The sequence below is a fragment of the Acinetobacter indicus CIP 110367 genome (genome assembly GCF_000488255.1).
Classification (GTDB): domain Bacteria; phylum Pseudomonadota; class Gammaproteobacteria; order Pseudomonadales; family Moraxellaceae; genus Acinetobacter; species Acinetobacter indicus.
Genome location: NZ_KI530758.1, coordinates 1 through 24,280, shown reverse-complemented (window position 1 = coordinate 24,280; position 24,280 = coordinate 1). Strand labels below are relative to the sequence as shown.

Sequence of the window (24,280 nt, the reverse complement as noted above, 5' to 3'; positions counted from 1 at the left end):
CCTTTCATAGAAGACATATCATGATCCATACCTTTCATAGAAGACATATCGTGATTCATATCTTTCATAGATGACATGTCATGGCTCATCCCCATATCTTCCATAGTTAATAAAGCACGAGGGCGAGATTTAGGCATCTCAATTTGTTTGACTGCTGGACTGCTTTCTTCATGTAATGTTCCCACTGCAAAACCGGTACGATCAATAGATTCAGCTTCAATTTGGTAATGTGCTTGTTTTGGTTCCACAATGACATCATAGGTTTCAGCAGTACCAATACGGAACTCATCTACAGGAACCGGCTTTACAGGTTGACCATCAGCACTGACTACAGTCATTTTTAGGTTTGGAATGCGTACATCAAAGAATGACATAGCGGAAGCATTAATAAAACGAAGGCGAACTTTTTCACCAGCTTTGAAGTTACCGGTCCAGTTTTGCTGAGGTGTTTTGCCATTCATTAAAAATGTATAACCAGTCACATCGGACATATCTGTTTTCAACATCCGCATCTGATTCCACATAGAGCGGTCTTGCCAAGTTGCCTTTAATCCATCACGTTTAACTTGTTTTAATACATCGAATACTGTTTCGCGACGGTTCTGATAGTAATCTGCTTCTTTTTTAAGATTTTTCATAATTTGATCACTTGTTGAATTATGAAAATCAGAAAGCAAAACAACGTAATCTTTATCGGTTTTTTCAGCAGCTGTTAGTGGAGTTTTATCTTTAGGATAAATAACAAAAGCACCATATAAACCGTCTTGTTCTTGTCCTTTACTATGTGAATGATACCAATAAGTACCATTTTGGCGGACTTTAAACTTATATTCATAAGTTGTATTAGGGGCAATGCCATGAAATTTGTTAAATCCAGGTACACCATCCATAATTCCAGGTAATAATAAGCCATGCCAATGGATTGAAGAGTCCTGATTTTTTAACTTATTGTGAACACGGATAACGGCCTCATCACCTTCTTCAAATTCAAGAAGTGGTGCAACGAATTTACCATTTACAGTAATTCTCTCAACTGGTTTTCCTGTGATATTTACAGTTTGTTCAGCGATTGTTAAATCATATTCTTTAACTGCCGCCATTACCCAAGTTGATGAAAATAAACCAACTCCAATTAAGAGTACATGACTTAACTTATTTGACATTCTATCTCACCTTTAGAAAGGTCAAGATTGAAGTAATAAAGCAAATATTTAGTATAAACTTTAATACTTCTTTCTCGCTATTTATAAAATTATTTATTGCTACTAGGCATATTCATCTTTGAATGATCCATTTTAGAATGGTCCATATTCATCATAGCATGATCCATTTTTGACATGTCAGATGAGTTAGGAGACTGATGTTGACTATGATCTTGCTGAGTCTTGTCATCTTTTTCCATTTTACAAGGTTTTGTACAAGGTTCCTGTGCTTTTACCGTTTTAGTGGCACTTGAGGTTGATACATCTTTTGCCCAAGATTGAGTACCAGCAATTAAAGTTCCAGCACACATTAAAATTGTTAGACTACGACGCACTACAGTTTTCATAAGTTTCTCTAAAAGTTAATTTCTTGCTACTACAATAAAGTGAAGCACTGAACATCTAAGTGACTTGAAAATGACATTTTTGTAATCTATCTCGATCAGATGTTTTATAACGTTATTATAGTTTTAATGAATAACTTAGGATTCTGAGATGAGAATACTATTAGTTGAAGATGAACAAAAAACTGGTGATTATCTCAAGCAAGGTTTATCCGAAGCTGGCTATATTACGGACTGGGTTACAGATGGGTTAACGGGTAAACATCAAGCTCTTTCTGAAGAGTATGACTTAATTATTTTAGACGTGATGTTACCTGGACTAAATGGTTGGAATATTATCAATGATATTCGTAGCAGCGGTAAAACAATGCCCATTCTTTTTCTTACCGCCCGAGATCAAATCGAAGATCGAGTAAAAGGATTAGAGCTAGGCGCTGATGATTATTTAGTTAAGCCTTTTGCTTTTGCAGAGCTTCTAGCTCGAATAAAAACGCTCCTTAGACGAGGGCAACAAAGAGAAGATAATAATATTATTAAGATTGCTGATTTAGAACTTGATTTGAGAAAACGTCGGGTAACACGAGCAGGTCAACGCATTGATCTGACGGCTAAAGAATTTGCGCTTATGGAGCTTTTTATGCGTAGAAGAGGTGAAATTCTACCAAGAGCACTTATTGCATCTCAAATTTGGGATATGAACTTTGATAGTGATACGAATGTCGTTGAAGTCGCTATTAAACGATTAAGAAGTAAAGTTGACAGTAACTTTACTCCCAAATTAATTCAGAATATTCGAGGAATGGGGTATGTACTAGAGGTAGAGGATGAATAATAATTTATTCAGAGCGATCAGTTTTCGGATCGGTATCATTTTCTCATTATCTACTATTTTCATTCTAATTATTATGGGTTTGTTCATAAATAAATTAGTAATGCATCATTTTGAAACTCAAGACCGTACCCAATTAGAAGGTAAAATCCAGCTTATTCAGAATCTTCTCCAACAGCATCCTAAAAATTCTCCAGAACTTAATCTTTATTTAAGAGATGCGTTAGTTGGACACCATGATCTTATGGTCCAAATAGAACGACCGACAGGTAAAGTTTTATTTAGTTCAGCATCCTCAATCATTAATACTCAAAATTTAATCAAGTCAGCAAATAATTCATGGATTAAATGGCAAGTTCAAAATAAGACCTATCGTGGCATGATCTACACTACAGGTATAAATAGAAATTCTGAAATACAATCTGTACGAATTATTGTTGGGATCGATACATCAGAACATCTACATTTTCTAAAAGATTTTAAGCGTCAACTTTTGTATATTGGTTTGGCTGGTACAATTTGTTTAATGTTTTTAGGTTGGTTTGCAACCTGGAGAGGTTTAAGACCAGTGCAAAAAATGGCTAAGGTCGCAGAAGGAATTTCTGCTCAACATCTTTCAGAACGTTTAGAAGTTGAGCATACACCAACCGAACTAAAATCATTGGCAATCGCCTTCAATGCTATGCTGGACAGACTAGAGTCAGCTTTAGAAAAACTTTCCGATTTTTCATCTGATTTAGCACATGAAATTAGAACACCGATTAATAATTTAATGACCCAAACTCAAGTATGTCTTGCACGTAACCGAGATATTAATATCTATCAAGAAGTACTATTTTCTAATTTAGAAGAATTTGAACGTTTGGCTCGAATGGTGTCCGATATGCTTTTCTTAGCAAAAGCAGAACATGGCTTAAATTTACAGAACTTACAGAATATTGACCTGGTTAAAGAAGTTACAGCCTTATTTGATTTCTATGATGCGCTAGCTGCCGAAAAAAATATGACACTTCAACAAACAGGATCTGGAAATGTCAAAGGTGATCCTGCTATGTTACGTCGAGCACTCAGCAATCTATTGTCTAATGCAGTTAAATATGGAAAAAAGAATTCTACAATACAGATAAAACTTCAACAGAATTTAGATAACACAATATTTTCAATTGAAAATGAAGGCCCTGAACTCTCTCCTGAACAACTATCCAGATTATTTGATCGTTTTTATCGAACAGATGCGTCTAGACAAAGAACAGAAGAAGGAACCGGCTTAGGGCTTGCCATAACAAAATCTATTCTTGATATGCTTGGGGCGACCATCCAGGCTGAATCCCTCAATGGTCGAATCATTTTTACCATTGTTTTTCAAAGTGAATCCATGCAAGGGTAATCATTTTAACTCATTTTTTGAACATCTTCCATTTACCCGAGTTGACCTTACATAAAGCTCAAACTGAGAGCCAGAGCTACGCCAGCACCTATCATGGCAATTGTGTAGCCAAATATGATAGCTCGGCCAAACTGTGCCCCCCCTGTCATCCATGCAATTGTCGCTTTGCTTAACATGTTGCTCAGTGTGGCCAGCCCTAGCGCGGCAGCAGCCACATTTGTTGTTAAGCCTTCAGTACTATGCAGGCGGGCAAGTGAGACTAAAATAGCATCTACGTCTGCTAGCCCAGAAATAGTCGATAATACGAAGATGCCGCTGGTGCCCAACCATTGTTTTGCTGCCGGGACCAAGACTGCCATGACAGCCAGGAAAGCAGCGAAGCTGAATGCTGTCCCAAGATCAAAAGGAGCCATTGCTTCTATTGTTCGATCGTTGTTTTCAGCGCTGGTAATTTGGCGTTGTCTCCACAATGCCATACCCAGCAGAAGGATTCCCGCAATCATCATTGCACCACCAAAAGTGCTTAGCAATGCTGGCTCAATGACGCCTATCAGCACAACCATACGAAAAAACATGATGCCACAGGCAGCCAATGTTCCAGAAATAGCAGCACTGACCATGACGGGGTGCTGGCGTGCATAGCGTGCCAGTGCGACAGTTGCAGCTGTAGAAGATGCCAAACCACCCAATAGACCTGTCCAGAATATGCCTCTTTCTGAACCGGTAAGCCGCATGGCAAAATGACCTGCCAGAGAGAGTCCGGCAATCAGGATCACTGCCCACCATAACTGGTAAGGATTTAATGCAGCAAAAGGTCCCAGACCCGTATTGGGTAAGTAGGGTAATATAACGACAGAAAGTACCAGCAACTGCAGGGATGCGGTTAATTCACGATGCTCTATCAAGCGTAGCCAACCGTGTAAGGTTGGCTTGAGATCCAAAAATACAGCGACGATTACAGCCGCGGTTAATGCTAAAGTAACATTACCATGGGATGCATATGCACCTAAAACTAATGTCAACAGCATCGCGATCGTCGTGGTAGCGCTTAGATTACCGGAAAGTTTTGCGGTACGCGCGTAGGACACTGTTAATAATAAGGAAAGCCCTAATACGGCCGCGACCAGCGGCCAAGGCCCGAAGTTTGGTTGTAAATGACCGAGCACTCCTCCGAGCAATCCTGTCAATGTGAAGGTACGTAGGCCTGCTACTCGGCTGCCCTCGGGCAATTCACGATCGTGCCATCCTCGTTCTAAACCAATGAGCAGGCCGATGGCAAGTGCTGCAATAAGACCTGGTACATCTGGTGGAAGAAAAGAACTCTCTATCATAACTTTTTATTTCGCAGGCGAAGGGCATTCGTGATGACTGAAGCTGAACTCAAACTCATAGCCAAGGCGGCAATCATCGGTGACAACAACCAACCGGTAAATGGATATAGTACGCCAGCCGCGATAGGGACACCCAAAGCATTGTAAAGGAAAGCAAACATGAGGTTCTGTTTCATGTTGCCGACAGTAGCTTCCGAAAGTGAACGGGCAACAGCAATCCCTCGTAAATCTCCCTTGACCAGCGTAACTTGGGCACTATTCATTGCGACATCAGTTCCGGTCCCCATAGCGATACCGACATCAGCCTTGGCTAGTGCTGGTGCATCATTGATTCCATCGCCGGCCATTGCCACGATGCGACCTTGCTTCTGCAATTTGCTGACAAGTTCGAGTTTATCTGCGGGTTTAACTTCACCATGTACCTCATCAATACCCAGACGTGATGCGACTGAACGGGCAGTGGTGAGACCATCTCCTGTTGCCATCACGATACGTAGTCCAGCTTCCTTCAGGGTGGCAAGTGCTTCAGGGGTACTTTTTTTGATGGGATCGGATACTGCAAGCAGGCCGGCCAATTCACCATTGATGGCTAGATGCATCACACTTGCACCTTCTGAACGCAGCTCTTCGGCTTGCGGAATCAGAGATTGTACCGAGATACCTAATTGCTCCATCAGTGCTGTGTTGCCCAAAGCTAACTGACGATCGCCCACTTGACCTCGAACACCAATCCCTGAGCCTGATTCAAAATTATCTGGTGTTTCAAGAGACAGGCCACGTTCGTGTGCTGCGTTTACAATCGCTTCGGCTAGCGGGTGTTCACTGCCTTGATCAAGACTGGCGGCTAAACGTAATACTTCAGATTCGTCAAAACCTGATGCGGCAACTACACGATCGAATACAGGGCGTCCTTCAGTTAACGTACCTGTTTTATCGATGATTAGTGTGTCAATCTTGCGTAGATTCTCAATGGCTGCTGCATCACGGAACAGCACACCATGAGTAGCACCTTTACCCGTCGCAACCATGATAGACATTGGAGTTGCCAAGCCTAGTGCACAAGGACAGGCAATAATGAGTACTGCCACAGCATTGATTAATGCATAAACCCAGCTTGATTCTTCTGGGCCGAATAGTCCCCATACAAAGAAGGTAAGCAAGGCAATGATCACTACAGCCATGACGAACCAACCTGCTACCTGATCAGCCATACGTTGCATTGGTGCTCTCGATCGTTGAGCTTGCGCCACCATCTGTACGATCTGGGATAACATGGTACTTGAACCAATTTTCTCTGAACGCATGATCAATGAACCATTGGTATTCAGGGTAGCTCCAATGACTTTATCGCCGATACGTTTAGTGATAGGTAAAGGTTCACCTGTCAGCATCGATTCATCCACTGAACTACTTCCTTCAGTGATTACACCATCCACAGGCACTTTTTCACCTGGGCGAATTCTGAGTAAATCTCCTACATGGACATGCGTTAGAGGAACATCTTCTTCAGTTCCATCAGGCAGGATTCGGCGAGCTGTTTTAGGAGCGAGCCCAAGGAGTGACTTAATTGCAGCAGAAGTTTGCGAACGTGCTTTTAACTCCAATATTTGTCCCAGTAGGGTCAATGAAATGATGACCGCTGAAGCTTCAAAGTAAACAGCGACACGACCCATGGAAATAAATGAGTCTGGGAAGATTTGCGGTGCAATGGTTGCGACCACACTATAAATAAATGCAGCTCCAGTGCCCAAACCAATCAGCGTCCACATGTTCGGGCTGCGATTCACAACCGATTGCCAACCCCGGGAAAAAAATGGCCAACCTGCCCAAAGTACAATTGGGAGTGACAACACCAGTTCAATCCAGCTCTGAACAGCCATATTGAACAGGTTCATTTGATGACCAAACATCGCCAAAAAAGTCACGATGATGGTCAATGGCAGTGTCCACCAGAAGCGTCGGCGGAAATCACGTAACTCCGGATTCTCATCTTCCTCTAATTCAGGAATGAGTGGCTCCAGTGTCATTCCGCATTTAGGACAGTTTCCAGGATGATCTTGCCTGATTTCTGGATGCATTGGGCATGTATAGATGGTCGTACCTGTTGTGCTTGCCGCATTAACGTGTTGAACAGTCTGATGATGCTGTGTATGTGCATCGGCAGTCGTCGTTGCGGGTTTAGCGATATATTGCACCGGGCTGCTATGAAACTTTGATTGACATTTATCACTGCAAAAAAAGTAAGTTTTCCCCTTAAATTCCTCATGGTATTTCGATTCTTCAGTGACGGTCATACCACAGACTGGGTCTTTCAGTACGTCTGTTGTAGCCTGTGCCATATGGTCCTGGTTATGATTTTTTTGATCTGACATAAATAATTCTCTTATGGTAAAGTGGTTTTATGGCCGAATTTTGGAATAAATCTTGGAGTCTGTTGAGCATAGCTGTCATAGACAGTACCAAACTGTTTACTCATCTCAGCCTCTTCCGTGATTGCTAGGCGCCCATACATAATCAGTAAGATCGGAAACATAATCAGTGTCAGTAAAGTTGGCCATTGCAATAAAAAACCCAGCAAGATCATTACAAAAGCTACGTATTGCGGGTGGCGTATGCGCGCATAGGGTCCGCTTACTGCCAATTGGTGATGACGTTGTGCGTGGTACAACACCTGCCATGCTTTTGATAGTAAATAGAAACCATAGCCCAAAAAAATATAACTCGCGATGTGCAGAATGCCAAAATGTGGATCACCCTTTTCACCCAGTAGCGTTGACCATAAGTGACCTGAGTTATGCGACAGCAAATCAAGTTCAGGAAAGCGAGTTTGTAGCCAGCCTGACAACAGGTAAATGGTTAAAGGGAAACCATACATCTCGACAAACAATGCAATGATGAAAGCAGAGAAAGCGCTAAAAGTACGCCAGTCTCGTGCTGTGGCGGGTTTAAAAAAACTGAAGGCAAACATAATGAAAATTGCCGAATTTATGATGACGAGCCACCACAGACCATAGGCCGATTCCGCATGATTCATGAGGGGTCTCCTGGTTCGCGTGATTTTTTATTATCTGATGTGTCTGGATTTTTATGTTGATGATGGTGATGTCCATGACCACCATGCATAAAAATATGCATGAGTGGGCATGCTAAAAGGAGTAAAAAGGGTAAAACACCAACGACATGGGCCAAATGCTCGGTTAAGAGAAAATAGGCTGCCACACCACCAATCACGAATAGGCCGATGGCATAACGTGTAGACCAAAAGTTAGGTACTGAATTATGTTCTTGAGGTTGATGGTTCATGGTGCTTCCCTCTCTAATTCATGGGTAATTATTTAGTTGTGGAGGGAGGCATACAGTCCATCATCATCTGCATCATGGATTGCATCATGTCCATACGTTTTTCCATCATTTGCTGACGGTCAGCCATATTTGCATTCATGCTTTGGCCGCTCATCTGTTTCATCATGCTCATACCTCCTTGCATGAGTTTCATGTGCTCAGCCATAAGTTTTTGACGTTCTTGAGGGTTTTTTGCAGCCATCATCTTTGCATGCATGGCTTGCATTGCTTTCATGTGCTGGTCCATTGCAGCCATTTTATCTGTAGCAGTGGTGCTGGTAACTGTTTGCTTAATTGTTACTGCAGATGGTGCTGTTTTTTCAGGGTGGTGATCTTTGTGTTCATCGGATTGCTGTGCAAATGTATTCAATGACGCGGCTGCGATACATAAGCCCAAAAAAATGTTTTTGAATTTCATCATAATTTTTTCCTTTAAATAATTTGGAAGTAAAAGCTATGTTTTAGTACTGAACAGAGTCTAGGAATTTGACTACTAAACTGATGAAATATTTGGTTATTCTCTGCCTCTCTTAAAAATTTTAGCACTATTAATTAATTATTTTTTGAAAATGACAAAAATGTAATTTTGAGATCTTCTCGAAATATATAGTCTATGCTGAGATGACAAAAATTTTATTTAATATTAATCTTTTAAAACTATTAAAGTTGTTATGATTTTATGTGCTTAAAAAAATAAAAATGAAATGATTAGATGACTCCAAGGCTAGTTAGAGACACATTCTTAATGTAATTTACACTGTTATTCCTTTAAAGAAAAAATACAGTTGATCAAAATAGTTTTTTATAGAAAAAAGGGTGGATAATTTAATTATTAAACTTATTGGTATAAGTTGACAAAAATAACTAATCATGCGAAAAAGTTTTTTTAGTTAACAGATGTTCACACATGCCTCGAATTGTTTCTGTACCACTTAGTTTAGAACAGCGAGAACGACTCATTTTTCTGGCCAAGCATGCAAAACATTGGCGTGAAAGACAACGTGCCCAAACTATTCTCTGGCTTTCTGAAGGTAAAAGTGTTGCGGAAGTTGCCACTCTACAAGAACGTATCCCAGAAACCATAAGGCTACAACGCCGACGTTGGGAATTGTATGAGTTTGAATCGATTAAAGAAGGTCATCGCTCAGGTCGGCCCAATACATTGATCTCAGACTATCAGGCGAAAATCCTAGATTGGGTCAATACAAGTCCACTCAATGCAGAACAAATCCGAGTCAAACTACATGAAGAATACGAAGTGTCCGTGTCTGTTGAAACCATTCGTAAGTTTTTACGTGATTCAGGTATGGTCTTCAAGCGTACCCGTCATAGCTTGAAAAAAAAGAGATCCGATTGCATTTGAACAAGCAACACAGCAGATTGAAAAATTACGAGAGCAAGCGGCACGTGGTGAAATTATATTAGGTTATGTTGATGAAACAGGGTTTTCATCTACACCTGATAACCGCTATGCATGGACAAAGATAGGTGATGTTCATGCGGTTGATGCAATAAGATTAAAACGAGTTAATGTCATGGGGTGTTTGCTTTCAACGGGGAAACTGGTGACAAGTTGTTTACAAGAGTCAGTTACAAGCACTTGGTTTTATGCCTATTTAACTGGAATAGCTCAACAAGTAAAACAGACTTATAACCTTCCATTGGTTCTTATTGTTGATAATGCCTCGATTCATAGAAGTAAAAAGATGGCTGATTACAGAGAGCTACTTAAAAGTAACTTTTCGACGAATTTGTATTTTATTCCAGCTTATAGCCCTGAGTTAAATCGAATCGAGATGGTATGGAAGCAGATGAAATATTATTGGCGAGATTTTCAAGTCATGACAGCTGATAAAATAGAGCAATGGGTGGAGAGAGTATCAAACCAATTCGGAAAAGAATACATGTTTACTTTTTAATGACAGCTTATTTATTAGATAGAAGGGGCTTTGTTGCACAAAGATTTCATAACTATATGATTTTAGAAGTTTTGATTATTTTTTGATCCAAAATTAAATTTATTTAAATCAGATGCTTACATATTTATGCAACAAAGCCGATAGAAGGTAAAGAAGATTATTTTTAATATTAGGGTTTATAATCCAAATTTCAGAGTAAGGAATCTACTACTTATATAATAGAGATTCCATCTCCAAAACAGTACTACTGTATGAATGAGTTGTATTCAATGCAGGGAAGAATGTAGATCCTTAATACTAACGGAAAATTATTTTACTGAATTTTCATGTAAAGACTCATTTAATTGATCAATCACTGTCGTCCATTCACCATCAGAGTGTAGTTTTTCTTCTAAAAAATGACGTTGAGCATCAGTCCAAAAAATTGCTTGTGTTAAAAAAACATCTCCAGCTAGCTGATGGCTCTCTATGAATTTTGCAATTGCTTCTTCAGTAGAAGCTAAACCAAGCTGTTCAAATAATTTGGTCATTCTTGGACGTGTTTGAGTCATGTGCTTAGCCCACAAATTTATATTAGATCAAATTAAACATAACATGTTTATATTTAAAATAAAATATAAAAAATTAAATAGCTACTATTTTCTTAGACAAAATGATTACTACATTTCATAAATCAACCACCTACATAATTTGTTTGTTAAATGATCATTATTTTTCAATAAGATTATTTTAATAGTTAAAGATTTTAAATTTTAAAAATGACAAAAATGTAATTTTGAAGTCATCGCTCTGTTTCTGTCTCTCACTAATAATTGAAATATAAGAGGAGATGATGTGGTCTCATTAAATATAGATTTTATAAAGTCATCTCTAATGAACTAACGAATCAAGAGGAAACGTAAATGAAATTATTTCAAAATAAAATGACTGCTCTACGTAATGTTGTAGTAGCTGCAACGATGATTGTGGCTACTACAACTACGTTCGCTCATGTGAGTTTAGTGAGTGCGATTCCTGCGGAAAATGCATCTATCCTTAGTCAACCAAAGAACTTGACCCTTAACTTTGGTGCAGAGGTTATGTTGATGAATATTAAGTTACTGGATGCTCAGCGAAGAGATGTTCCTTTAAAATATAAAGTTACTCATGACTTAAAGAAATCCTTTGATGTCGCTCTTCCGAAACTGAAAAAAGGTAAATATACCGTTGTCTGGACAACAATGGGGAAAGATGGTCACAACATGAATGGTGAATATAGTTTCACTATCAAATCAACTAAATAAGAATTGATTACCTTTCAACATGTCAGTGAGGTGCTGGCATGTTGTTCTAGAATGGACAAAAATAATGATTTCTGAATATTGGATGTGGGCCACTTGGTTAACTAAGGTTATTTTATATTTAAGTGTAGCTTTTGTCGTTGGTGGAGCCTTTTGCTATTTTTTACTTAGACAATATCTTGAACTAAAAGAATCGATTCTTAAATATATTACAATTGGCGCTGGATTAGGCCTAATTTCCAGTACCTTGGGATTTTTTATTCTGATTGGTAGTTTTGCCAATACTGGTATTACAGGTATGGTGGACCCCACGTATATTAATATATTGGTTAATACTCCGACGGGGTATATATACGTTCTTCGTTCTATTAGTTTTGCTCTTTTACTTCTTCTCATGGTGGTTAAACTTAACAGGAACAAAGGTCATTTTTCTATAATTGAAAGTTCAATATTTTGTGTTTTACTTCTCCCGATTATTTTTAGTTTTTCCCAGCTCGGACATGTCGCTAATTTAACCTTACTTGCTCAAATTTTATTATCAATCCATATTCTAGTTATGTCGTTATGGATGGGGTCTTTATATCCGTTATGGAAAACCAGCCGGGAAATAAGTGGTTTACCTTTAAAAGATCGCATGCATGTATTTGGACGTATTGCTGCTTTCATTGTTGGGATATTAATCGCCTGTGGCGCTAGTGTAGCTCTTCTTTTAATTAAAGATTTTAATACCTTAATCAATACTGCATATGGCTATGGTTTCATGGTTAAAATGTTTTTTGTTATAGGTATTCTACTTTTAGCTGCCTTCAACAAATGGTATTTCACCCCGCGTCTTCAACATCCTAAATTCGCTAAACACCTTAGTCATGCCATTTTATTTGAGATCTTATTAGGTCTATCAATTCTATTAACAACAGGCTATATAACCACTGTCGTGGGTATTGAATAAGAGAATTTCAAAATAAGGGAATTGAGGAAATTTAACATTACTGCATTTATCTTTTGTAGCTGAGCAATAAAGTTTCTACTGGACTGCCAACTTACGACAATCAGAACAGTAAAATCGCATCATGAGGCATTATACATAAAGGTAGTCACCGGTTTTTAGCTTATCTTCAACCCATAACGGTCTCATCTATTCAGTTCACTACCATTGATTGAAATAACTAATCTTATAAATTTCAGAGTGAACGTAGATTACAAAAATGTCATTTTAAAGTCACATTAATGTTGGTTAAGTACTTTTACTGTAGTCATTAGAACACTCTTCTTTGGAATACTCTGAAGAAAACTGTAAGGTTGTAAACAGACCAAGTTACAGCGAGTAACTGATTCAGAAAAAGGCTGCTTGTATGGTGAAAGTTTAGAGTTACTGTTCTAATGTTTTAAACAAATGTTTTGTTAAAAAGGAGCAACATATGAAATTTCACATCGCTAATATGACTTGTGGTGGTTGTGCACGCGGCATTACTACCGCAATTAAAGAGCTCGACTCGAATGCCTCACTCGATATTGATTTACAAAACCGTATTGTTGAAATCAACACAACGGTGAGTCAGGATCAAGTCATTGCCACTCTCAGTGAGCGTGGATTTACAGCTGATCCTGCTTAATCTCTGTTAGAGTAACAGTGGGAATTCCTTACCACTTTTACTCTCTCTTATTTTCCTCATCGTACAGATAAAACCTGTACTTGCTTGAAATAAAAGTAATCCCTGAATTCCCCCTAATCTTGGTTCGAGCTGATCTTCGCATATAGAACTCAGCATATCTAAATGATAGAGATCGTATATGAGTACCGAAATGACTGATACGCCACACTACAGTGAAACATTAGAGATTGAGGGGATGACATGTGCTTCTTGTGTAGGCCGGGTGGAAAAAGCTTTAAAATCTGTTGAGGGTGTTGAATCGGCTCATGTAAATCTGGCTACCGAAAAAGCAGTCATTTATGCGCATCAACCACTTGATCGCGCTACTTTAATTAAAGCCGTAGAAAAAGCAGGCTACGAAGTGGAAGCGCTGCAACCAATAGAGCTTACGATTGAGGGTATGTCATGTGCTTCTTGTGTAGGTCGAGTAGAAAAGGCCTTAAAATCTGTTGAGGGTGTGGAATCAGCTCATGTAAATCTGGCTACTGAAAAAGCGACTATTCAGGCAAGCTCATCTGTCACTCGTGACTCGTTAATTCAGGCTGTCACCAAAGCAGGGTTTGAAGCAAAGTCAGTTCATCAAACTACGGAAAGCTTTCAAGATAAAAAAAATATTGAATTAGAAAAACTTAAAAAAGATTTAATTTTGTCAGTCTTATTGACTCTACCCGTTTTTATTTTAGAAATGGGATCACACCTGATTCCCGCCTTTCATACGTTTATGATGGATAACATTGGCCAACAAAATAGCTGGTTAATGCAATTTTTCTTGACCACAGTAGCATTAATTTTTCCAGGCCGACGCTTCTTTAAAAAGGGCATCCCAAGTTTATTCCGCTTAGCACCAGACATGAATTCCTTGGTGGCTGTAGGAACATTGGCTGCTTATCTTTATTCAGTGGTTGCTACTTTCTTTCCAAGTGTCCTGCCACAAGGCACGGTCAATGTTTATTATGAAGCTGCAGCGGTTATTATCACTTTAATTCTATTAGGTAGATTTTTTGAAGCCAAGGCAAAAGGCCGAACGTCTTTAGCAATTCAACATCTAGTTGGAATGCAGCCTAAAGTTGCCAGAATACAGCTCAATAATCAGGTGATAGAAGTTCCGATTGCCGAAGTTCAAACAGGAACGATTGTAGAGATTAGACCAGGCGAGCGTATCCCTGTCGATGGTGAAGTTATTCACGGCCAAAGTTTTATTGATGAATCCATGATTACTGGCGAGCCTATGCCCGTTGAAAAAACGATAGGCTCTACTGTGGTAGGAGGAACAATTAACCAAAGTGGCAGCTTAAATATCAAAGCCACCTCTGTTGGTAGTTCATCAGTGCTTTCTCAAATCATCCGAATGGTTGAACAGGCACAGGGTTCCAAGCTGCCTATTCAGGCATTGGTTGATAAAATTACCATGTGGTTTGTACCTGTAGTAATGGGTCTCTCTCTTTTAACTTTTATTACTTGGTTTATCTTCGGCCCTGAGCCCGCCCTAACGTTTAGCTTAGTTAATGCAGTTGCGGTACTCATTATTGCATGTCCTTGTGCAATGGGACTTGCAACGCCTACATCAATCATGGTGGGAACTGGGCGTGGTGCTGAAATGGGTGTTTTATTCCGTAAAGGGGAAGCTTTGCAGCTGCTCAAAGAAACTAAAGTGGTTGCTGTTGATAAAACAGGGACCCTGACTGAAGGGAAACCAATTTTAACCGATCTGCATGTCTTAGAAGGGTTTGAATACAATGCCGTACTTTCACTTATGGCAGCCGTTGAATCAAAGTCTGAGCATCCTATTGCTCGAGCAATTGTACAAGCCGCTATAGATAAGGAATTAATCCTGTCTCCTGTTGCTGATTTCAAGTCAGTCACGGGCTATGGAATAGAAGCAACGGTGTCTGAACATTTGGTTCATATTGGTGCAGATCGATATATGGAAAAACTAGGTTTGAATCCTAATGTTTTTTCTCAATTTTCGGATCGTTTGGGAGAAGAAGGAAAAACCCCTCTCTATGTTGCGATTGACCAGAAACTTGCTGCCATTATTGCTGTAGCAGATCCAATTAAAGAATCAACATTTGCTGCAATTGAAGCGTTACATCAGTTAGGTTTAAAGGTTGCCATGATTACAGGTGATAACCGTCATACAGCTCAAGCGATTGCAAAAAAACTAGGTATTGATGAGGTTATTGCAGAAGTCTTACCAGAAGGTAAAATAGAGGCCGTTAAAAAATTAAAAAATCAATATGGTAAACTCGCATATGTTGGAGATGGCATTAATGATGCCCCTGCACTTGCAGAAGCAGATATTGGTTTAGCGATAGGTACAGGTACAGACGTAGCTATTGAAGCTGCTGATGTGGTTTTGATGTCTGGCAACCTGAAAGGAGTGCCGAATGCTATCGCTTTAAGCAAAGCGACTATAACCAATATTCGTGAAAATTTATTTTGGGCATTTGTTTACAATGCAGCTCTGATTCCTATTGCAGCAGGTGTACTTTATCCGCAATTTGGACTGCTACTTTCTCCTGTATTTGCTGCTGGTGCAATGGCTCTCTCGTCAATATTTGTACTAGGAAATGCTTTACGATTAAAACGTTTTAAAGCCCCCCTTGCAATTATTTAACCATTTTTTATATACATTGGCTTTGTTGCACAAAGATTTGAAATGCAAAGCGCCCCTAATTGAGCCAAATTTAAGGCGTAACTTGGGTAAGTGGTCGACCTAATTCCGTAAATCTGTTAAGGACTGCCACACGTGCATGGATCTCATTGACTTGGCTATCAAAACTCCTTGCACTGAGTTTATCTCCTAATAATTTGATGCAATGCATCTTAGTTTCAACCAAACTTCGCCGATGATAGCCTGACCATTTTTTCCATAGTGTCCTGCCTAAACGTTTAATTGCTCGAAGTAATTCATTTCGCTCTAGCGAGCTACTCTTTGTATCTTTCCATGGTTTCGCATTTTTTCTAGGTGGAATCACCGCATGCGCTTGCCGATCTGCAATGACCTGACGGCATTGCTTGGTGTCATAAGCTCCATCGGTATAAACAGAGTTAATCTGCTCATCTTGTGGAATCTGATTAAGTAAATCACCAAGCACCTGTGAATCACTGACATTATTGGTTGTAAGCAGAACTGCTCGTATTTGTAGGGTTTTAGCATCTATACCAATATGAAGTTTACGCCATTGGCGACGATATTCAGGTCCATGTTTCTTGCGTTTCCATTCGCCCTCACTTAGAAACTTCATGCCTGTAGAGTCCATGAGTAGATGCAGCCCATCACTACTTTTTTGGTAGCTGATTACAATATCAATATGCTTTTGTCTTCTACAAAGCGTGGTGTAATCTGGAGCTATCCAATTTAATCCGCAAAGTTTAATCAGACTTTGCACAAAGCCAGTGACCATACGTAAAGACAGACGGAATAAGGATTTAATCATTAAGCAGCATTGGATGGCTGCGTCGGAGTAGGTTTGATTTCGCCCTTGTTTGCCTTTTGATGGCGCATACCATTGCGTAGCAGGATCAAACCAAATGGCAATATTTCCGCGACTCATGAGTGCTCGGTTATATGCGGGCCAATTGGTTGTGCGGTAGATTTTGTGTGCAGGCTTCTTCATTTGAAAATTATATCGCTGAAAAACCCTTTACAGATAGGTTTGTGCAACAAAGCCATCCACGATTCATATTCAATCCCATGCCTTTAAAGCGCAAAGCGTGTTGCAGATGCAGCTCTTATTCCGAGGAATTTTACACTGGTATCGCCCGCCGATAGAAACACCAGATCCGGCAGTCAGGACGTAAATAACCATTCCTCCAGTTTAAATAAAAAAACCTGCAGATTCGATGCAGGTTTTTTTTAGAGATAATCAATCGCGTCTTATTTGGCTTTACGCTCTTTCTCGATCAGGTAATTCACCACCTGAATGACTTTGGCATCATTACCCTGCACAATATATTTACCATTCACGGTCACTGCCGGAACACCACTTAACTGATACTGAGCAGCCAGATTTTTGGCTTGGGCAATTTTCGAAGTGATCGGGAAAGATTTATAAGTCGTGTTAAATTTCTCTTCAGAAATACCATAACGGGTATAGAACTTGGCCAATTGTGCCTGTTCTAAAATTGGACGCTGCTTGTCATGAATATCATGGAATAACTGTAAATGTGCTTTTTGACGCACACCCAGGGCTTCTGAAACATAATAAGCACGTGCAGCCTGTTCCCAAAGCGGGTTCATTGCAGCAGGTGTACGTACAAAACGTACATCTTTTGGTAATTTTTTCAACCAGCCCTGCATATGTGGTTCAAGCGCGAAACAGTGACCACAGCCATACCAGAAGAATTCACGTACCTCAATTTTGCCCGGTTTTTCGACTTTGACTGGTTTTGCGACCACCTGATAGTCCTGACCTGCCACAAAATTGGCCATAGCACTACCTGAAAAGGCCAAAACAGATGCGGCAACAGCTCCTAAAAGGAATTTTTTCATTGGGATTATCGTCCTCTAAATCATTATGCTTAGTGTATGGGTTCACTATAAATCAATTATGCCGGTTCCGTTTTCATGCTGCGAACTTTTGTGCTATCAGAACCGCTACATTAAAGTATGCGACTGATTTTAAGTCAGTTAATATGGCCATTCGACCGCTATGTGTTTTTAGACAATCACAAAAGTTAAACTTTGAGTAATAAAAACGGTTATAATTTCTACGATTAAAAAGTAGTGGTCAAACCTACAGCAAATATTAACTTCTTACTATTCTCTTCAGTAACAGCCGCGTGGCTATGATAATTGCTGGAATTTACAACATAGAACTGAGCAAAAAAATCTTTACTTATAATAATGAGTAAATATATACATCAGAATGACAACAAAATTACAAACTTGTAATTTTGTTAAGGTTTGTTCTCAAAAAAATAAATTAATACTATTTTAAAAAAGATAAATCGTTGCTGAAAAAGCTAGATTGCAATCGAGTTAATTAATTATAAATCAAAAACTTATATTGTATAAAATTAGTAACTCTTTGCTTTCTGCACTTATTATTTAATCAACGTTTCACGATTTTCATAAGCTAAACTAAATATAGTCGCCAATTTCAATTGAGTTATTTCCCGGCTTTTAAATACCGATATACCGCTTGGCGACTAATTCCAAATGCCTGGCCTAATGCCATTTTTGAAGGGTACTTCCCTTCCTTCCAGTCTTGTCGCAAAGCTTCAGCCTGATCAGGTTTCAATTTATGTACCCGGCCTTTGTACTTCCCTTGAGAAGAGGCAAGTTTAATTCCTTCCTTTTGCCGCTCTAAAATGATCTCACGTTCAAACTGTGCAAAAGCACCCATCAGTTGCAGCATCAAATTATCCATCGGGGTGGATTGGGCCGTAAAAGTAATATTTTCTTTTACAAACTGGATGGCAATCCCTCGTTTGACCAGTTTATCCACTTCAGTCACCAAATCTTTTAAGCTTCGCGCAAAACGATCCATGGAATGTACTATCACCCGGTCTCCTTCCCGGACATAATTCAACATTTCCTGAAATTTCGGTCGGTCGGTATTTTTACCTGAAGCACGGTCAACAAAAAGGCACTGTTGCAAATAGAGATTTGAGTCGATGATGTTCCCTTTAAAAAGTGCTTAGAGACCGAAAACCCTGTTGATTAGACACACTTCACCCTGAGGCTGACCATAATAAAATTACGATGCTTGTCCTTTACGTAGTGCACGCATGACTTCAATACCTTTAATTGTGGCATAAGCAGTCTTCATAGATTTGAATCCTAATGTGGCCCTGATGATTCGCTTTAACTTACCATGATCACATTCAATGACATTATTTTTATACTTAATCTGCCTGTGCTCAATATCTACTGGACATTTTCCTTCTCGCTTTAATCGTGATAAAGCATGGCCATAGGTCGCTGCTTTATCTGTATTGATGACCCGTGGAATTTGCCATTTTTTCACCGTATTGAAGATCTTTCCTAGAAAACTATAGGCTGATTTCTCTGTACACGACAAATTTCACAGAACCCTTATCCTATCAGGATTCTGCTTTCTTAAAATTGCCAAAATTTCCTTAAACTCTTCTTTTTTCCCAAAACCAATTAAACGCTGAATCGCCATTTGAACATAGTCTAAACCATAGCGAAATAAACTCATTGAGAGTCGTCCATGCTTCTTTATTTTTATCGCTTTTTTTTGATTATGTTGCCATTCACCCGTTAAGTAACACCAACAGAAGCTTATAGCTAACACCGCAATCAATTTTTTCACTCGTCTAGGGTCTGTCAAGCGCGTATTTTCAAGATTAAACCCGCGTCCTTTGAGACAACTGAATAAGGTTTCAATTTCCCAGCGTAATGCATAATCCTGAATAGCATTGGCATTAAACTGAGGAGAAACGACGAGTAAAAGCTCTCCATTTTCTAACTGTAGTGCACTTATATATAGTTTCACCCGACCAACCAAAATCCGTCGTTTACGACATTCAATTTGACCAACTTTAAGATGGCGAAATAAATCACTAATTTTATGATTCTTTCCTAAATGATTGGTGACAATGAAGTTTTTTTAACACGAATGCAGAAGTTGATGTCTTGTTCAATTAACCATGTAAACCACTGCTCACCGATAAACTCTCTGTCTGCGAACACATTCACAATACGGTCTTTACCAAAAATGGCTATAAAGCGTTGAATCAAAGCAATACGCTCTTTCGTATCTGAATTTCCACGTTTATTAAGCAATGTCCAAAGGATAGGTATCGCTATTCCACGATAAACGATTGCGAGCATCAGGATATTAATATTTCGTTTTCCCCATTTCCAATTGGTTCTATCTAAAGTCAGTTGCACTTGGTCGAATGAAAACATATTGAAAATCAACTGAGAAATTTGACGATAATCAAAATACTGACCTGCAAAGAAGCGCTGCATACGTCGATAAAATGATTGTGGTAAACACTTGATGGGCAAGGCTTTAGATGCAGAAGAAAGATTACATGTTTGCTTTAAAATAATCACAAGCATGATGAGCGCAAAGCACTTTAAATGTGACTTGTTCCATTTTAGAGATTTGTTTAAGATAAGATATAACTCATTGAGATGTGTCATAGTATTCGTCGTTAGAAAACAATTATTGTGACATTATTTCAATGAGTTATCTATTTTTGTCGTGTACAGAGGGCTGATTTACTGTTCCGTCTAGCGGAAAGGTAAAAGTCAATCGTATGACCCCGTTGATCAACTGCACGATACAGGTAAGTCCATCGCCCCTTCACTTTGATATAAGTCTCATCCATATGCCATGAATGTAAATCTGTAGGATTACGCCAATACCAGCGTAACCGTTTTTCCATTTCTGGAGCATAACGCTGAACCCAACGATAAATTGTACTGTGATCCACATTTATGCCTCGTTCAGCGAGCATTTCTTGAAGTTCACGATAGCTGATGCCATATTTACAATACCAACGAACAGCCCAAAGAATGATTTCACCTTGAAAGTGCCGACCGTGGAAGGGATTCATCTGCTGTATCTCGAAATAAATAAGATATTTAGCTTATCATGTCAGCCTATTTGCAACAGTGCCTCATGACTACTATGTCTGTGAAACAACAACAGATAAGCAAGCGCATAATTGGGTCTATGACATCGAGTCTAATTAATCAAATATATTTTTATTCAGTGAGTAAAATTATAACGAAGTTTCTGTAATGGACAGATATTAAAAAGCCCCCTTATTCAGGGGGCAGGTTGTATAGTGTTAGCGGCAGTGTAAAAATGACCCCCTAATGGCATTTAAAAACTGACCCCCTTGGTTAATATAGCGGTCATTTTGGACTGCTCAACATGTTAACTTTGGAGCAAGCAGTGACAATCCAAATACTTCATCAACAAGGTAAATCTATTAAAGCCATTACTCGTGAACTGGGGGTGTCCAGAAATACCGTACGTAAATATTTACGGCAAAACACCACACCTCAGTATCAGCGTATACAGCCTAGAATAAGTATCCTTGACCCATATAAACCCTATTTACTCCAACGTGTAAACGCAGCTCATCCTGAATGGATTCCTGCTGTCGTGCTCTACCAGGAAATTTTAGGGTTGGGATATCCAGGAAAGATCAGGATCTTGAGGGAATATCTTGCAACATTAAAACCAGTTGCCAAACCGGAACCGATCATTCGTTTTGAAACCCAACCTGGCCAACAAATGCAGGTGGATTTCACCACGATTCGACGCAACAACACGACTTTAAAAGCCTTTGTCGCAACATTAGGGTATTCCAGAGCGACTTTCGTGAAATTTTATGATCATGAACGTACGGATGCATGGATCGATGGTCTAGAAAATGCATTTCAGTTCTTTGCAGGAGTACCTCAGGAAATCCTGTTTGATAACGCTAAAACGATCATGATTGAACGGGATGCCTATCAGGAGGGGCAGCATAAATGGAACCCCAAACTGCTCGACTGCGCCAAGAAGTACAGCTTTCGTCCTCGCGTATGTAAGCCCTACCGTGCACAGACCAAAGGCAAAGTTGAACGCTTTAATGGATACCTCAAATCAAGCTTTATTGTGCCATTGAAAGCAAGCCTGAAGACTTCGGGTTTACTGTTAGATGTTGATGTCGCCAATGCCCACATTGGCCGGTGGCTGCATGAAACCGCCAATCAGCGGATTCATGCCACCACGCAAGAAAAACCGGCTGTTCGACTACAACAGGAGCAGCAAAAATTTACGCCATTACCGCAATCAGATACAGGTTCCAGCACTGTACCTGTTGCAGCAGCACAGCATGTCATGCCCTACGAGAGTTTGCAGCATCCCTTATCTGTATATGACCAGTTGCTGGGAGTTTCCTGATGAATCTGCAATACGACCGTATAGAGCAGCTTTGCCAAAAGCTCAATCTGCCTGCCATCGCATCACAATGGTCACATCATGCACAACAAACATTAGGTCAGGATGGAAGTTATGCCGACTTTGTTGAAGCGATCTTGACGCATGAATATGCTGTCAGGCAACAGCGCAGTCAGCAGGTACTGATGAAACTCTCAGGCCTGCCTCAAGTCAAAACCCTGGAAGACTATGATTTTAATTATGCCCTAGGGGCCCCTAAATCACAGGTGATTGAACTGTTCAATCTGAGCTTTATTGCTAGAGCAGAAAATGTGGTGTTTCTGGGGGCTAGCGGAGTAGGAAAAACGCACTTATCTATGGCATTAGGCTATAAGGCCATCATGAACAACATTAAGATCAAGTTCATTACTGCAGCGGATTTAATGCTGCAACTGAGTACAGCCTATCAGCAAGGTAAATTGAAAACCTATATGCAGCGTGCGGTACTGGGACCAAAGTTACTGATTATCGATGAAATTGGTTATTTACCGTTTGGACGTGAAGAAGCGAATCTGTTCTTTAACGTGATTGCCAAGCGTTATGAAAAAGGCAGTACGATATTGACGAGTAACTTACCCTTTAGCCAATGGTCTAAGTCATTTGCGGATGATGTCACGTTGACCGCTGCGATGTTAGATCGGCTATTACATCACTGTCATGTGGTACAAATATCGGGTGAGAGTTATCGTTTGAAGGGTAAAAAAAGAATTGGGATTCAGCCCCAGGTTGAAACTTAATACGAGATCAAAGGGGTCAATTTTACTTTGCCATTTGTAAGGTAAAAGGGGTCAATTTTAGAATGCCGTTGACAGTATAGATATAACTATACTTATAAAATTTTAATTTTGTTATAGATATTAAATTACCAATAGCCCAGCATCTTCCACCAAAGTCCGCCCAATACAATAAAAATAGCTATATTGATAATGCTCATAGCAAAACCAGCTTTCCACCATTCACCAAGCGTTGTATAACCTGAACCATAAATAATAGGGGATGTACCTGTCGCATAATGAGTCAGCGTCATCATAATGCTTGATGCTGCTGCCATAATCAGTGCAAAGAACATTGGAGGAGCACCTAGTGCGATACCTGCAATGTAGAATGCTGAAAACATAGCGGTAATATGTGCAGTAGTACTGGCAAAAATATAGTGAGCGTACATATAAGCAAATAGTAAAAGCATGGAAGCAGGAACCCACGTTAAGCCAAGCTGTCCAATGCTAGTTTGTAAAACACCAGAAAACCAAGCGATTAAGCCGAGCTTATTTAAAAAGGTCGCCATCATGACCAATGCAGCAAACCAAGTTACTGTATCCCATGCACTCTTTTGAGTTAAGACATCATCCCAAGTTAAAACTCCTGTAAGCAGAAGGAGTGATAAACCAATAAACGCGGTTGTAGTTGGGTCTAAAGTCCACATATCACCCAACAACATGGCAGGAATACCTGCCCAGAGTAATAATAAAATTCCAAATACAGCCAACATAATCATTTCATGTAAGGTAATGGGACCCATTTCTTGTAAACGGTCTTTGGCAAATTGTGCAGCATTTGGTGTTTTTTTAATTTCAGGTGGGTACATAAAGTAAAGCGCAATCGGCATAAATGCTAATGCAACAACACCTGGTAAAACCATTGCTAATGCCCATGTGGTCCAACTCAAATGGATTTGACTATTGGTCGCTTTCGCAATGAGTTCAACGACTAAAGGGTTGGGTGCAGTAGCCGTAATAAACATGGCAGAAGTAATAGGATTTGAATGGTAATTGACCAAAGCAAGATATTTACCAATTTTACCTTCAGTGCCTTTTTCTGGATCTGAGTCAAAACTCGTTGCAATCGAGCGCACGATAGGGTGAATAATTCCGCCTCCACGTGCTGTATTACTTGGGGTAACAGGTGCAAGAATGAGTTCAGATAATGCAAGGCTATAGCCAATACCAATGGTTCTTTTACCCCAAACTGCAATAAAGTAATAACCTAGTCGTGCACCTAGCCCTGTTTTTTGTAACCCTTTTGAAATGGCACTGTTGCAAATAGAGATTTGAGTCGATGATGTTCCCTTTAAAAAGT

At 39.6% G+C, this 24,280-nt stretch carries 22 protein-coding genes and 4 pseudogenes; 11 read left to right on the top strand and 15 right to left on the bottom strand.

From position 1 onward, the window contains the following. Both P253_RS16025 and P253_RS13860 read right to left on the bottom strand, forming a co-directional pair. Positions 1-1,163, bottom strand: a 1,163-nt coding sequence (locus P253_RS16025; RefSeq protein ID WP_023274432.1) for a multicopper oxidase domain-containing protein, incomplete at its 3' end; no start/stop codon positions are given. An 89-nt stretch (positions 1,164-1,252) separates the two neighbouring features. Then, positions 1,253-1,549: a hypothetical protein gene (locus P253_RS13860; RefSeq protein WP_005021637.1), complete on the bottom strand. Its 297-nt coding sequence runs from the start codon at positions 1,547-1,549 to the stop codon at positions 1,253-1,255. 148 nt (positions 1,550-1,697) lie between these two features. On the opposite strand from P253_RS13860, the gene P253_RS13855 reads away from it, so the two are divergent. Beyond that, positions 1,698-2,378 carry a heavy metal response regulator transcription factor gene (locus tag P253_RS13855; protein ID WP_004663993.1) on the top strand — a complete coding sequence of 227 codons (681 nt, stop codon included), beginning with the start codon at positions 1,698-1,700 and terminating at the stop codon, positions 2,376-2,378. Continuing rightward, a complete protein-coding gene (locus P253_RS13850) occupies positions 2,371-3,762 on the top strand; it encodes a heavy metal sensor histidine kinase (RefSeq protein ID WP_016658843.1) in 1,392 nt (463 codons plus the stop codon). The genes P253_RS13855 and P253_RS13850 overlap by 8 nt, the downstream gene beginning before the upstream one ends. A 47-nt stretch (positions 3,763-3,809) precedes the next feature. On the opposite strand, the gene P253_RS13845 is transcribed toward P253_RS13850, so the two are convergent. Genes P253_RS13845 through P253_RS13825 form a run of 5 tightly spaced genes read right to left on the bottom strand, consistent with a single transcriptional unit; the run spans position 3,810 to position 8,856 of the window. After that, positions 3,810-5,093 carry an MgtC/SapB family protein gene (locus P253_RS13845; protein ID WP_016658844.1) on the bottom strand — a complete coding sequence of 428 codons (1,284 nt, stop codon included), beginning with the start codon at positions 5,091-5,093 and terminating at the stop codon, positions 3,810-3,812. Then, a complete protein-coding gene (locus P253_RS13840; RefSeq protein ID WP_016658845.1) occupies positions 5,090-7,465 on the bottom strand; it encodes a heavy metal translocating P-type ATPase in 2,376 nt (791 codons plus the stop codon). Before P253_RS13840 ends, P253_RS13845 begins: the two co-directional genes overlap by 4 nt. An 11-nt stretch (positions 7,466-7,476) precedes the next feature. Further along, positions 7,477-8,127 (bottom strand): methyltransferase family protein, encoded by a 651-nt coding sequence (locus P253_RS13835; protein WP_016658846.1) that lies wholly within the window; start codon positions 8,125-8,127, stop codon positions 7,477-7,479. Further along, a complete protein-coding gene (locus tag P253_RS13830) occupies positions 8,124-8,396 on the bottom strand; it encodes a DUF2933 domain-containing protein (RefSeq protein ID WP_016658847.1) in 273 nt (90 codons plus the stop codon). Before P253_RS13830 ends, P253_RS13835 begins: the two co-directional genes overlap by 4 nt. A gap of 28 nt (positions 8,397-8,424) precedes the next feature. After that, complete coding sequence (locus P253_RS13825; RefSeq protein ID WP_004681444.1) at positions 8,425-8,856, bottom strand: hypothetical protein; 432 nt, start codon at positions 8,854-8,856, stop codon at positions 8,425-8,427. A 486-nt stretch (positions 8,857-9,342) separates the two neighbouring features. Between P253_RS13825 and P253_RS13820 the strand changes: the two genes are divergently transcribed. Beyond that, the gene (locus tag P253_RS13820) at positions 9,343-9,798 is read left to right on the top strand and encodes a helix-turn-helix domain-containing protein (RefSeq protein WP_004973749.1); all 456 of its coding nucleotides are present in this window, start codon (positions 9,343-9,345) and stop codon (positions 9,796-9,798) included. Continuing rightward, a complete protein-coding gene (locus P253_RS13815; RefSeq protein ID WP_121533679.1) occupies positions 9,788-10,354 on the top strand; it encodes an IS630 family transposase in 567 nt (188 codons plus the stop codon). The genes P253_RS13820 and P253_RS13815 overlap by 11 nt, the downstream gene beginning before the upstream one ends. A gap of 308 nt (positions 10,355-10,662) precedes the next feature. On the opposite strand, the gene P253_RS13810 is transcribed toward P253_RS13815, so the two are convergent. Further along, entirely contained in the window at positions 10,663-10,905 is a 243-nt protein-coding gene (locus tag P253_RS13810) for a DUF2789 family protein (RefSeq protein ID WP_004281876.1), read from the bottom strand. A 351-nt stretch (positions 10,906-11,256) separates the two neighbouring features. Between P253_RS13810 and P253_RS13805 the strand changes: the two genes are divergently transcribed. The 4 genes from P253_RS13805 to P253_RS13790 all read left to right on the top strand — a co-directional run bounded on the left by P253_RS13805 (position 11,257) and on the right by P253_RS13790 (position 15,903). Then, positions 11,257-11,637, top strand: a complete 381-nt coding sequence (locus tag P253_RS13805) for a copper resistance CopC family protein (RefSeq protein ID WP_004681441.1) — start codon at positions 11,257-11,259, stop codon at positions 11,635-11,637. Between the two features lie 64 nt (positions 11,638-11,701). Then, entirely contained in the window at positions 11,702-12,583 is an 882-nt protein-coding gene (locus P253_RS13800; protein ID WP_016658848.1) for a copper resistance D family protein, read from the top strand. 469 nt (positions 12,584-13,052) lie between these two features. After that, positions 13,053-13,247: a heavy-metal-associated domain-containing protein gene (locus P253_RS13795; protein ID WP_004281879.1), complete on the top strand. Its 195-nt coding sequence runs from the start codon at positions 13,053-13,055 to the stop codon at positions 13,245-13,247. A 178-nt stretch (positions 13,248-13,425) separates the two neighbouring features. Continuing rightward, positions 13,426-15,903: a heavy metal translocating P-type ATPase gene (locus P253_RS13790; protein ID WP_004281880.1), complete on the top strand. Its 2,478-nt coding sequence runs from the start codon at positions 13,426-13,428 to the stop codon at positions 15,901-15,903. 70 nt (positions 15,904-15,973) lie between these two features. Here P253_RS13790 and P253_RS13785 read toward each other — a convergent pair whose 3' ends face one another. Then, the gene (locus tag P253_RS13785; RefSeq protein WP_051127705.1) at positions 15,974-16,906 is read right to left on the bottom strand and encodes an IS5-like element ISAba12 family transposase; all 933 of its coding nucleotides are present in this window, start codon (positions 16,904-16,906) and stop codon (positions 15,974-15,976) included. Positions 16,907-16,976: 70 nt separating this feature from the next. Between P253_RS13785 and P253_RS16080 the strand changes: the two are divergent. Beyond that, a pseudogene (locus P253_RS16080) lies at positions 16,977-17,090 on the top strand (TetR family transcriptional regulator); the annotation flags it as partial. A gap of 76 nt (positions 17,091-17,166) precedes the next feature. Here the strand turns inward: P253_RS16080 and P253_RS13780 are convergent. The 5 genes and pseudogenes from P253_RS13780 to P253_RS15645 all read right to left on the bottom strand — a co-directional run. Continuing rightward, positions 17,167-17,781, bottom strand: coding sequence for a thiol:disulfide interchange protein DsbA/DsbL (locus P253_RS13780; RefSeq protein WP_016658850.1), 615 nt, complete (start codon positions 17,779-17,781; stop codon positions 17,167-17,169). Between the two features lie 619 nt (positions 17,782-18,400). Then, positions 18,401-18,880, bottom strand: a pseudogene (locus tag P253_RS13775) (recombinase family protein); the annotation flags it as partial. Positions 18,881-18,991: 111 nt separating this feature from the next. Beyond that, positions 18,992-19,300: pseudogene (locus P253_RS13770) on the bottom strand (IS6-like element IS1008 family transposase); the annotation flags it as partial. Between the two features lie 18 nt (positions 19,301-19,318). Continuing rightward, positions 19,319-20,409 (bottom strand): IS4-like element ISAba1 family transposase gene (locus P253_RS15650; RefSeq protein ID WP_085940648.1). Its coding sequence is split into 2 segments (ribosomal slippage): positions 19,319-19,869 and positions 19,869-20,409, totalling 1,092 coding nucleotides; the frame shifts between segments, so codons are not numbered across the junction. A 71-nt stretch (positions 20,410-20,480) separates the two neighbouring features. Continuing rightward, positions 20,481-20,825 (bottom strand): annotated as a pseudogene (locus tag P253_RS15645) (IS6-like element IS1008 family transposase); the annotation flags it as partial. Positions 20,826-21,148: 323 nt separating this feature from the next. Here P253_RS15645 and istA point away from each other — a divergent pair. Together istA and istB are read left to right on the top strand one after the other, a co-directional pair. Beyond that, on the top strand, positions 21,149-22,168 hold the full coding sequence (gene istA / locus P253_RS13755) for an IS21-like element ISAba8 family transposase (protein WP_016659752.1): 1,020 nt from the start codon (positions 21,149-21,151) through the stop codon (positions 22,166-22,168). Then, on the top strand, positions 22,168-22,941 hold the full coding sequence (istB, locus tag P253_RS13750; protein WP_016659751.1) for an IS21-like element ISAba8 family helper ATPase IstB: 774 nt from the start codon (positions 22,168-22,170) through the stop codon (positions 22,939-22,941). Before istA ends, istB begins: the two co-directional genes overlap by 1 nt. A 125-nt stretch (positions 22,942-23,066) precedes the next feature. Here the strand turns inward: istB and P253_RS13745 are convergent. Next, on the bottom strand, positions 23,067-24,280 hold a 1,214-nt coding region (locus P253_RS13745), incomplete at its 5' end, for a DASS family sodium-coupled anion symporter (protein ID WP_016659750.1).

Excerpts from the sequence above, each read along its gene's own strand:
- P253_RS13860 (WP_005021637.1), bottom strand. The coding sequence starts at position 1,549 with ATGAAAACTGTAGTGCGTCGTAGTCTAACAATTTTAATGTGTGCTGGA.
- P253_RS13855 (WP_004663993.1), top strand. The coding sequence starts at position 1,698 with ATGAGAATACTATTAGTTGAAGATGAACAAAAAACTGGTGATTATCTC.
- P253_RS13850 (WP_016658843.1), top strand. The coding sequence starts at position 2,371 with ATGAATAATAATTTATTCAGAGCGATCAGTTTTCGGATCGGTATCATT.
- P253_RS13845 (WP_016658844.1), bottom strand. The coding sequence starts at position 5,093 with ATGATAGAGAGTTCTTTTCTTCCACCAGATGTACCAGGTCTTATTGCA.
- P253_RS13840 (WP_016658845.1), bottom strand. The coding sequence starts at position 7,465 with ATGTCAGATCAAAAAAATCATAACCAGGACCATATGGCACAGGCTACA.
- P253_RS13835 (WP_016658846.1), bottom strand. The coding sequence starts at position 8,127 with ATGAATCATGCGGAATCGGCCTATGGTCTGTGGTGGCTCGTCATCATA.
- P253_RS13830 (WP_016658847.1), bottom strand. The coding sequence starts at position 8,396 with ATGAACCATCAACCTCAAGAACATAATTCAGTACCTAACTTTTGGTCT.
- P253_RS13825 (WP_004681444.1), bottom strand. The coding sequence starts at position 8,856 with ATGATGAAATTCAAAAACATTTTTTTGGGCTTATGTATCGCAGCCGCG.
- P253_RS13820 (WP_004973749.1), top strand. The coding sequence starts at position 9,343 with ATGCCTCGAATTGTTTCTGTACCACTTAGTTTAGAACAGCGAGAACGA.
- P253_RS13810 (WP_004281876.1), bottom strand. The coding sequence starts at position 10,905 with ATGACTCAAACACGTCCAAGAATGACCAAATTATTTGAACAGCTTGGT.
- P253_RS13805 (WP_004681441.1), top strand. The coding sequence starts at position 11,257 with ATGAAATTATTTCAAAATAAAATGACTGCTCTACGTAATGTTGTAGTA.
- P253_RS13800 (WP_016658848.1), top strand. The coding sequence starts at position 11,702 with ATGATTTCTGAATATTGGATGTGGGCCACTTGGTTAACTAAGGTTATT.
- P253_RS13795 (WP_004281879.1), top strand. The coding sequence starts at position 13,053 with ATGAAATTTCACATCGCTAATATGACTTGTGGTGGTTGTGCACGCGGC.
- P253_RS13790 (WP_004281880.1), top strand. The coding sequence starts at position 13,426 with ATGAGTACCGAAATGACTGATACGCCACACTACAGTGAAACATTAGAG.
- P253_RS13785 (WP_051127705.1), bottom strand. The coding sequence starts at position 16,906 with ATGAAGAAGCCTGCACACAAAATCTACCGCACAACCAATTGGCCCGCA.
- P253_RS13780 (WP_016658850.1), bottom strand. The coding sequence starts at position 17,781 with ATGAAAAAATTCCTTTTAGGAGCTGTTGCCGCATCTGTTTTGGCCTTT.
- istA (WP_016659752.1), top strand. The coding sequence starts at position 21,149 with ATGTTAACTTTGGAGCAAGCAGTGACAATCCAAATACTTCATCAACAA.
- istB (WP_016659751.1), top strand. The coding sequence starts at position 22,168 with ATGAATCTGCAATACGACCGTATAGAGCAGCTTTGCCAAAAGCTCAAT.